The organism is Clostridium aestuarii (genome assembly GCF_026735135.1).
GTDB classification, from domain to species: Bacteria; Bacillota; Clostridia; order Clostridiales; family Clostridiaceae; genus Clostridium_H; species Clostridium_H aestuarii.
In genome coordinates this window covers 32,849-40,767 of record NZ_JAPQER010000009.1, presented here as the reverse complement: position 1 = coordinate 40,767, position 7,919 = coordinate 32,849, and the positions used below count along the sequence as shown (strand labels likewise).

10 protein-coding genes and 4 tRNA genes are annotated in these 7,919 nt (G+C 28.0%); all 14 read right to left on the bottom strand.

Going from position 1 to position 7,919, the window contains the following annotated elements; genetic code table 11:
• Positions 1-38: 38 nt before the first annotated feature.
• Positions 39-127 (bottom strand) — tRNA-Leu (locus OW763_RS15440).
• A gap of 44 nt (positions 128-171) precedes the next feature.
• Positions 172-248: transfer RNA gene (locus OW763_RS15435), tRNA-Met, on the bottom strand.
• A 13-nt stretch (positions 249-261) separates the two neighbouring features.
• Positions 262-337: transfer RNA gene (locus OW763_RS15430), tRNA-Met, on the bottom strand.
• 5 nt (positions 338-342) lie between these two features.
• Positions 343-431 (bottom strand) — tRNA-Leu (locus OW763_RS15425).
• Between the two features lie 147 nt (positions 432-578).
• Positions 579-989, bottom strand: a complete 411-nt coding sequence (locus OW763_RS15420; protein WP_268042293.1) for a S1 domain-containing RNA-binding protein — start codon at positions 987-989, stop codon at positions 579-581.
• Positions 990-1,053: 64 nt separating this feature from the next.
• Positions 1,054-1,329 (bottom strand): FtsB family cell division protein, encoded by a 276-nt coding sequence (locus OW763_RS15415; RefSeq protein WP_268042291.1) that lies wholly within the window; start codon positions 1,327-1,329, stop codon positions 1,054-1,056.
• A 72-nt stretch (positions 1,330-1,401) separates the two neighbouring features.
• Complete coding sequence (gene yabQ, locus OW763_RS15410; protein WP_268042289.1) at positions 1,402-1,797, bottom strand: spore cortex biosynthesis protein YabQ; 396 nt, start codon at positions 1,795-1,797, stop codon at positions 1,402-1,404.
• Between the two features lie 6 nt (positions 1,798-1,803).
• The gene (yabP, locus tag OW763_RS15405) at positions 1,804-2,094 is read right to left on the bottom strand and encodes a sporulation protein YabP (RefSeq protein ID WP_268042287.1); all 291 of its coding nucleotides are present in this window, start codon (positions 2,092-2,094) and stop codon (positions 1,804-1,806) included.
• Positions 2,095-2,188: 94 nt separating this feature from the next.
• On the bottom strand, positions 2,189-2,452 hold the full coding sequence (locus OW763_RS15400; RefSeq protein WP_268042285.1) for an RNA-binding S4 domain-containing protein: 264 nt from the start codon (positions 2,450-2,452) through the stop codon (positions 2,189-2,191).
• Positions 2,453-2,662: 210 nt separating this feature from the next.
• Positions 2,663-2,995 carry an HU family DNA-binding protein gene (locus OW763_RS15395; protein WP_272507514.1) on the bottom strand — a complete coding sequence of 111 codons (333 nt, stop codon included), beginning with the start codon at positions 2,993-2,995 and terminating at the stop codon, positions 2,663-2,665.
• A gap of 50 nt (positions 2,996-3,045) precedes the next feature.
• Complete coding sequence (gene yabN / locus OW763_RS15390; protein WP_268042281.1) at positions 3,046-4,488, bottom strand: bifunctional methyltransferase/pyrophosphohydrolase YabN; 1,443 nt, start codon at positions 4,486-4,488, stop codon at positions 3,046-3,048.
• Between the two features lie 21 nt (positions 4,489-4,509).
• On the bottom strand, positions 4,510-6,045 hold the full coding sequence (locus tag OW763_RS15385; RefSeq protein ID WP_268042279.1) for a putative polysaccharide biosynthesis protein: 1,536 nt from the start codon (positions 6,043-6,045) through the stop codon (positions 4,510-4,512).
• 100 nt (positions 6,046-6,145) lie between these two features.
• On the bottom strand, positions 6,146-6,697 hold the full coding sequence (gene spoVT / locus OW763_RS15380) for a stage V sporulation protein T (RefSeq protein WP_268042277.1): 552 nt from the start codon (positions 6,695-6,697) through the stop codon (positions 6,146-6,148).
• A 142-nt stretch (positions 6,698-6,839) separates the two neighbouring features.
• Positions 6,840-7,883: a peptidylprolyl isomerase gene (locus OW763_RS15375; RefSeq protein WP_268042275.1), complete on the bottom strand. Its 1,044-nt coding sequence runs from the start codon at positions 7,881-7,883 to the stop codon at positions 6,840-6,842.
• Between the last annotated feature and the right edge of the window lie 36 nt (positions 7,884-7,919).

Here is a 7,919-nt window from a genome sequence, read left to right as displayed (position 1 = left end):
AGCCCGACGAGCTGCCAACTGCTCCACTCCGCGTTATTTGGTGCCGAAGACCGGACTTGAACCGGTACGAAGTGTTAGCTTCGCAGGATTTTAAGTCCTGTGCGTCTGCCAATTCCGCCACTTCGGCATATTATAATCACTTATTTAATATTAAAATTTTATTTTTTAAAATGGTAGCGGAAAGAGGACTTGAACCTCCGACACTTCGGGTATGAACCGAATGCTCTAGCCAACTGAGCTATCCCGCCACATAAAAAATAATGGTTGCGGAGGCAGGACTTGAACCTACGACCTTCGGGTTATGAGCCCGACGAGCTGCCAACTGCTCCACTCCGCGTTATTTGGTGCCGAAGACCGGACTTGAACCGGTACGAAGTGTTAGCTTCGCAGGATTTTAAGTCCTGTGCGTCTGCCAATTCCGCCACTTCGGCATTTCTTTTATTTATCATTCTTATTCTCGACTTGTTTTTTTGAGAACAATGATTATTATATATTAATAACCTATAGTTGTCAACATTTTTTTTAAAACTATTTTTAAAAATTAAAAGGACTAAATTTATAGTCCTTTTATCTCTTAATTAACCTTTTTTAACACATCTATTGCCTCTTGTGTTTTGATGTTTTTTTAATGTTTGAAATCTTTCTTCGCTTTCTTTCAAAAATTTAGACATTGCATCTTCAAAATTAATGTTATTTTTCTTAGTCTTGCTTTTTTCCTTTTCCCAATCAATTTCTACAGGTTTTGATGATTTTTTGGGGATTCCAGCTTGTTTGATAGACAAACTCATTTTTCCATTATCATCAATAGAAATTACTTTAACTTTAACTTTATCTTTTTCTTTTAAGTAATCTCTTATATCTTTCACATATGTATCTGCTACTTCAGATATGTGTACTAATCCTGTTTTTCCCTCCACTTCTACGAATACTCCAAATTTTGTAATGTTTACCACTGTACCTTCTAAGATAGTTCCTAAATTTAAGGCCATGTTAATAAAATTCCTCCTTGATATGTTTATATGTTAATTAATTTACCAACCTAATTAATTAAAACTATTTGTCCTGTTTCTGTACTACTACATTTTCTCCTTGCTTTATAAAGCCTAGTCTTTCTCTTGCCAATTTTTCCACATATCTGTAAGTCTTAGACATCTCTGTTTCATCTAATAACTTTTGTTGATTTTCATTTACTTCTTGTAGTTCTTTTTTACATTGTTCTAATTGTACTCTTTTATTTCTTATAGTTATTTGTTGACTTACCAATATGTAGCAAACATAGAGTCCTATAAAAGCTATAATTAAATTTTTGAACTTTGATTTTTTCTTCATATTATATTTACCTCAAAAAATTTAAATTATAACTATATTTTAGTTTTGTTTCATCCTTTATTCAAGTAATTTTTATTTATTTTTATTAAATATATTATAAATCATTAATTGAATAGGATAAACTAGTAAATTTTTCACTATTCTAAAAAATTTAGATATAATTTTTATAACTTTAAATTGAAATTTTAAAAACTGTTTGCTCAATAATCTAAAATAACTGTATAAACCTATAGTAATATACAAGTACAAATAAAATCCTATATATGCATAACCATTATAAAGTAAAAAAATAAAAACTAAAATACCTGAAAAAATCCAAAATAGTATATCTTCAATAAATGTTATAATTACATCAGGATTTTCAAATCCTCTAATAATTCTATAAATATCAAATAATATTCCTGTCAGTATTCCTGCTACTATACTATAAAATATTAAATTAATTTGAGTATTTATTGGTATAATCATCTCTAATTACCTAAATAACTTAGCTATAATGCTTTCTCTATCTTTTTTGCTTTCAATAGTAGTATATATGCAAGAATCTACCTGACCTAATATTATAACATCACCATTTTGTACATCTAATTTATTCATTTTAAGTTCTTTTCCTTTGATTGTTAGTTTTCCTAGTGTCGTATCAAGCACAATATTTGTATCATCAAAAGATATTACTTCAACTACTCCTGTTAAAATTAATTTTTTTCTATTTTCAATTTTTAAATTACTTTCTTTATTTTGTACATTCTCTTTTTTAACTTCCATAAATACCCCTCCCTACTTGTAAATATATATGCCAATTTTATTATCAATATTCACTCTGTAGGGAGAAGACACTTTGTAAATTATAACAACTTATTTACTCTTCGTCTTCTTCAGCTGCATTTATTATTTCATACATAAGCTTTGCATCTGCTTTTGAAACATGATGAGATATATTAACTATTTTAGCTTTTAATGAACCTTTAGCAAATTTAACCTCTATGATATCACCTTCATTAACTTCTGTACTCGGTTTTGCAACTTTTTCATTAATAAACACTCTACCACTAGAACAAGCTTCTTTAGCTACAGTTCTTCTTTTTATTATTCTTGATACTTTAAGATATTTATCTAATCTCATAGTATCCCTCCTATCACTTAATATAATAATATTGCTAAACAATGTTATTATATTTTAGTCGCTTACACTGAATTTAACCACTTTGTTTAGTTTAGGCACTAGCACTTAGTCTGTGTGCTTCGTTGAGTCCCCAAAAACGAAAAACTTATTAGATATATTTTTCTTAAAAAATAAAAAACCTAGATTTACACCCAGGTTTTTTATATTAAATTATTTATTAACTCTCTCTTTGAATTCTTTACCAGCTTTAAATACTGGAACTGTTGATGCAGGTATAGTTATTTCTTCTTTAGTTCTTGGATTTCTTCCTTTTCTTTCTGCTCTTGCACGAGTTTCAAAAGTACCAAATCCTATTAATTGAACTTTATCACCTGTTTCTAAAGCTTCTTCAACACTTTCTATAAATGATTTTAAAGCTACCTCTGTTTCTTTTTTTGTTAATTGACTTTTTTCTGCCATACTTGCGATTAATTCTGCTTTATTCACTTTTGTTACCTCCTTAATATTATTATCAATAAAATGATATAAAAATTTATTCTTCATTTATATTAAAAATCCTCTTTTATAAGAACTTTTAATTTTAAAACTAAAAACTATTGTAATTTAGACTTTTCCCATAGTTCATCCATTTCTTTTAAAGACATTTGTTTAAGATTTTTACCTTTTTCACTACCTTTTCTTTCTATGTATTGAAAACGTCTAATAAACTTATCTATAGTATAATTTAATGCATGCTCAGGGTCAATGTCAAGCAATCTTGCTATATTTACTGTACTAAATATTAAATCCCCCACTTCTTCTATTATTTTTTCCTTGTTTTGGGATTTATATACCTCTTTAACTTCGTCTGCCTCTTCAAGCACTTTATTTATTGCCGGCATAACATCATCCCAATCAAATCCTACCTTAGCAGCTTTATTTTGAACTTTATCTGCTCTTATCAAAGCTGGTAAATTTTTAGCCACATGTTTTAATTCGTCAGTATATGTCTTAAATCCTTTTTCTTTTTTCTTTATTTTATCCCAATTAACTAAAACCTCTTTCGCATTACTTACATTCATTTTTGCAAAAACATGTGGATGTCTTTCTATGAGCTTATTACAAATTCTTTTAATAACATCATTTATATTAAAATGGTTTTCTTCTTTACCTATTTGAGCATGAAAAACGACCTGAAGTAATACATCTCCTAATTCTTCTGTTATCTTATCATAATTCATTTCATCTATAGCTTCTAAAACTTCATAACACTCTTCAATTAGACATCTTTTTAATGACTTATGAGTTTGCTCTCTATCCCAAGGACATCCATTTTCTGATCTTAAAGTATTCATTATATCTAATAAATCTTGAAAATCATTTATAGTATCTACGCATCTAGGTATATAAATTACTGATATATACTTATCATCTTGTTGTTTATCTATTTCACCAATAGAACTCTTTACTTTTTCTAGTTTTTTTTCATCTGAAATTTTTATAAAATATATATCAGTATTATCATTATAATATCCACATAATTTAGTCTTTATTACAGATATTATGTCTTTATTATATAATCCTACTATTATTGTCTCAATTTTCTTGTCCAACATTGAATCTTTCACATCAAATGAATCTATTATTTTAATTCCATATGAAACATCTATTTTTAAATTTTTTACTAAAGTATCTATAAAACTTATAGTTGGGAGTATTTCAATATCAATATTTTTTTCTTTGCAAGAATCAATTAAAATTTTTACTGTTTTATCCCCTTCAAGAGGGTGTCCTGGTACTACATAAATAATTTCTTTAAACTCTGAATGTTTATCAACCAAATCCTTAGCTATATTTTCACTTATTTCATCTAAATTATTCAGTCTTTGGTATAAATAATCATATGATTTAAATTTAACCCCTAAACTCTTTAAATATTCTACATTAGGATAATTTTCAGTTCTAAAGTAAATGTTTTCACTGTTTTTTAATAAATCTACAGCACCCAATGTAAGAGCTTGTTTACTTCCTGGTCCTAACCCTATAACCCTAATCATTCCCATTCTCCTTTTACATAACTATTTTTTGATAACTTTATTTTTGACTTTTTGATAGTCTACTATCTTGAATACCAAAATTAGTATTATATACATAATTATACCTATAACTATAGCTACTAAACAAGAAATTGATTGATTTATTGTATTATCATACATCTTTGTATAAATAAACACAACACATATTGTCATTATCGTTGATGCATAGGCAGGTTTTATAAATATTTGATATAAGTTTGGAGTTATACCTAATTTTATTTTTAAAAGTATCATGTTTAATATTACTACCGTAATATAAGCTGATATAGTTCCTATAACAGCACCATAAACATTTATTTCAGGTATAGAAATGAAAAAATTAGTCATAATTATTTTAACAATGCATCCTATTAACAAATGAAATATAGGCATTTTTTTTGAAGTAGTTGATTGCAGTATAACTGTAGTAGTTTGTGTCAGTATAATAAAAGGAATCTCTATTGAAGAATATTTCAATATTAAATACCCTTCTACATTTCCTCTAAAAACTAAATTTAAAATAGGAGAAGCTAAAAAATATAATCCACACATAGATGGTAAAGCTATAATTGCAGATATCTTCATTGCAGATATAATATTTTTATTCATCATACCTTTTTTATTTAACGTATATGTTTCAGAAATAATAGGTACAATTGAAGCACATAAAGCTACAGATATAGTAAGCGGAACATTTACAAGCACAGCAGCTTTTCCTGTTAGTTGCCCATATAATATTGCTGCTTGTCTAGATGTAAATCCTACATCTAGAAGCCCTTGAGGCACTATTATGGAGTCTATTACATTCATTATAGTACCTACTGCTGCACCTAAAGAAATTGGTATAGATATCCTAAGCAAATTATCCATAACTCTAGGCTCTAATTTTATATTACTAACATTAAATTCTTTTCTTATCTTTCTATATTTACTTAATAAATAAGTTCCTCCTAGAATTCCACCTGCTGCTGCTCCTAAAGTAGCTCCACCAGCTGCATATTCTATTCCCTTTGGTAGAAACATAATAGCAAGTCCAATTCCAATTACTATTCTACCTATCTGCTCTAATATTTGAGATACCGCTGTAGGCGTCATATTTTGAAGCCCTTGAAAGAAGCCTCTTAAAGCACTCATAAGTGATATAAACACCGGTGCAACCCCAAGTGCTAGTAAAGAGTAATAAGCACTGTTATCCCATCTAAAAAGCTGTATAAGCCATTTTGCAAATATAATCATAAACATACTAGTTCCTATCCCTAGTATTCCCATTAAAAACAGTGCTTGTTTCAGCACTTGTATTACACCTTTTTGATCACCTTGTACATTTTTTTCGGATATCATTTTTGACATAGCAAGAGGAACTCCTGATGCACTTGCTATAAATAACATATAAAGTGGATATGCCATTTGATAATATCCTAATCCTTCATCTCCAATAAGAATAGCTAATGGTATTCTAAAAAAAATTCCAATAGCTTTTGAAAATATCCCTGCAAATCCTAAAATAAAAGTACCTTTTACTAGAGATTGTTTTTTCAAAATAATACCTCCAAAATTGCTTGTTTTGTATAAATATTTATATTTAATAAATAGAGATATTATTACTGAAAAATCAAATGGCAGACATGCTGCCATTTTACTATTCCATTTGTTTTCCTAAAAATGAAGCTGCTGTTTCGGATAGTTTTGCTTCAACTTCTCCAAATTTGCTTCCCGCTTCTTTAGAAATTATCATTACAGCCCCAATTGCATCTCCTTCTGCAATTATAGGTGAAATAACTTGTGCAGAATATACTCCCTCTATATCTTCGTCATCAATTAAAGGAACAGGAGCATTAGTTCCTTCTCCTAAAATAACGCTTCTTCTTTCTTCCATAATTTTCTCTATTTCTGTGTTAATTTTTTTATCCATATATCCTTTTTTAGGACATCCACTTACCGATATTATATTATCTTTATCACAAATAAGTACTATGTTGCCAATTGTATTTTGTAATGAATCAGCATATTCTTTTGAGAAATTACCCAATTCTTCTATAGGTGAATATTTTTTAAGTATTACTCCACCCTCTCTATCAGTAAAAATTTCTAGTGGATCTCCTTCTCTAATTCTTAAAGTTCTTCTGATTTCTTTTGGAATTACTACTCTTCCTAAGTCGTCTATACGTCTAACAATGCCTGTTGCTTTCATCGTATTTAACCTCCTCATTTATAAGAAAATCTATTTTCAATATTATTATCTGTCCAAATATGAAATTTTATGCACAAATGTATAGCTTTAATTCTAATACTAAAAAAAGATGATACACTATGTATCATCTTTTTTTTGAAAATTAAACTATTTCTTCTTCATATACTTTTATTTTTGACCCTTCTTTTATTTCATTTAATTTATTACTCCAAGCATCATTTTTATTTTTATTTAATAAATCAGATTTTATTTGCTCTTTTACTGCTTCAAATGATTTTACAGGTTTTTCTTCTCTTTTTATGCATTTTATTATATGATATCCAAATTGAGTTTTTACCGGTTCTGATATTTCTCCATTTTTAAGCTGCATAGCACCATTCATAAACTCTTGATCAAAGCCAGAATTCACAACAGTAACTGTTCCTAAATCTCCGCCTTTATCTTTAGTACCATCTGTTCCATATTCTTTTGCAAGTTTTGCAAAATCTTCACCTTTATCAAGTTTTCCTTTTATATCTTTTGCTACAGCTTCATCTTTAACTAAAATATGTGCTAACTGTAATTTTGTTGATTCCTCTTCTTTAATTGGATATTTATCTTTAAATTTGTCATAATACTCTTTTATTTGATTGTCCTCAACCTTTACATCTTTTATTATTTCATCTCTAAACTTTTCTATAATTGTATTATTTCTTATAGCTTCTTTATATTCTTCTTTTGTAAATCCTTCTGACTTTAAAGTTTCTTCATATTTTTTATCGTCTTCAAGTTTTTGTTCTTTTCTAAAATCAGTTATTTTATTATCAACTTCCTTATTCAATTCTTCCTCATTAGGCACTAACTTTAATTTTTCAGCCTCTTGCAAAATAGCTTGCTCAAATGCCATATTATTTAACACACTAATTTTTAATTGTTTTAAATATGGTTTTACTTGTTCATTTTGTTCATAATTTTCTCCATAATTAGATTCCATTTGTTTAACGATACTCATTATTTGATAATTTGCTTTCTTTTCTCTATCCCATTCTTCGTTAAACTCTTTTCTTGTTATCTTTTTCCCATTTACTTTAGCAACTACTTCTTTAGCTATAGCTTCTGGTGTTTTTTCTATCATACTACATCCACTTATAGACATTGCAAACATGGATATTAATACCACTGTAACAATTTTTGTTATCTTTTTCACACTTATTACCTCTCTTTTCGTATATTTATTTTGTAA

What these genes read in the sequence shown, in the direction of transcription:
- OW763_RS15420 (WP_268042293.1), bottom strand. Translation starts at nt 989, where the DNA reads ATGGCCTTAAATTTAGGAACTATCTTAGAAGGTACAGTGGTAAACATT.
- OW763_RS15415 (WP_268042291.1), bottom strand. Translation starts at nt 1,329, where the DNA reads ATGAAGAAAAAATCAAAGTTCAAAAATTTAATTATAGCTTTTATAGGA.
- yabQ (WP_268042289.1), bottom strand. Translation starts at nt 1,797, where the DNA reads ATGATTATACCAATAAATACTCAAATTAATTTAATATTTTATAGTATA.
- yabP (WP_268042287.1), bottom strand. Translation starts at nt 2,094, where the DNA reads ATGGAAGTTAAAAAAGAGAATGTACAAAATAAAGAAAGTAATTTAAAA.
- OW763_RS15400 (WP_268042285.1), bottom strand. Translation starts at nt 2,452, where the DNA reads ATGAGATTAGATAAATATCTTAAAGTATCAAGAATAATAAAAAGAAGA.
- OW763_RS15395 (WP_272507514.1), bottom strand. Translation starts at nt 2,995, where the DNA reads ATGAAGAATAAATTTTTATATCATTTTATTGATAATAATATTAAGGAG.
- yabN (WP_268042281.1), bottom strand. Translation starts at nt 4,488, where the DNA reads ATGATTAGGGTTATAGGGTTAGGACCAGGAAGTAAACAAGCTCTTACA.
- spoVT (WP_268042277.1), bottom strand. Translation starts at nt 6,697, where the DNA reads ATGAAAGCAACAGGCATTGTTAGACGTATAGACGACTTAGGAAGAGTA.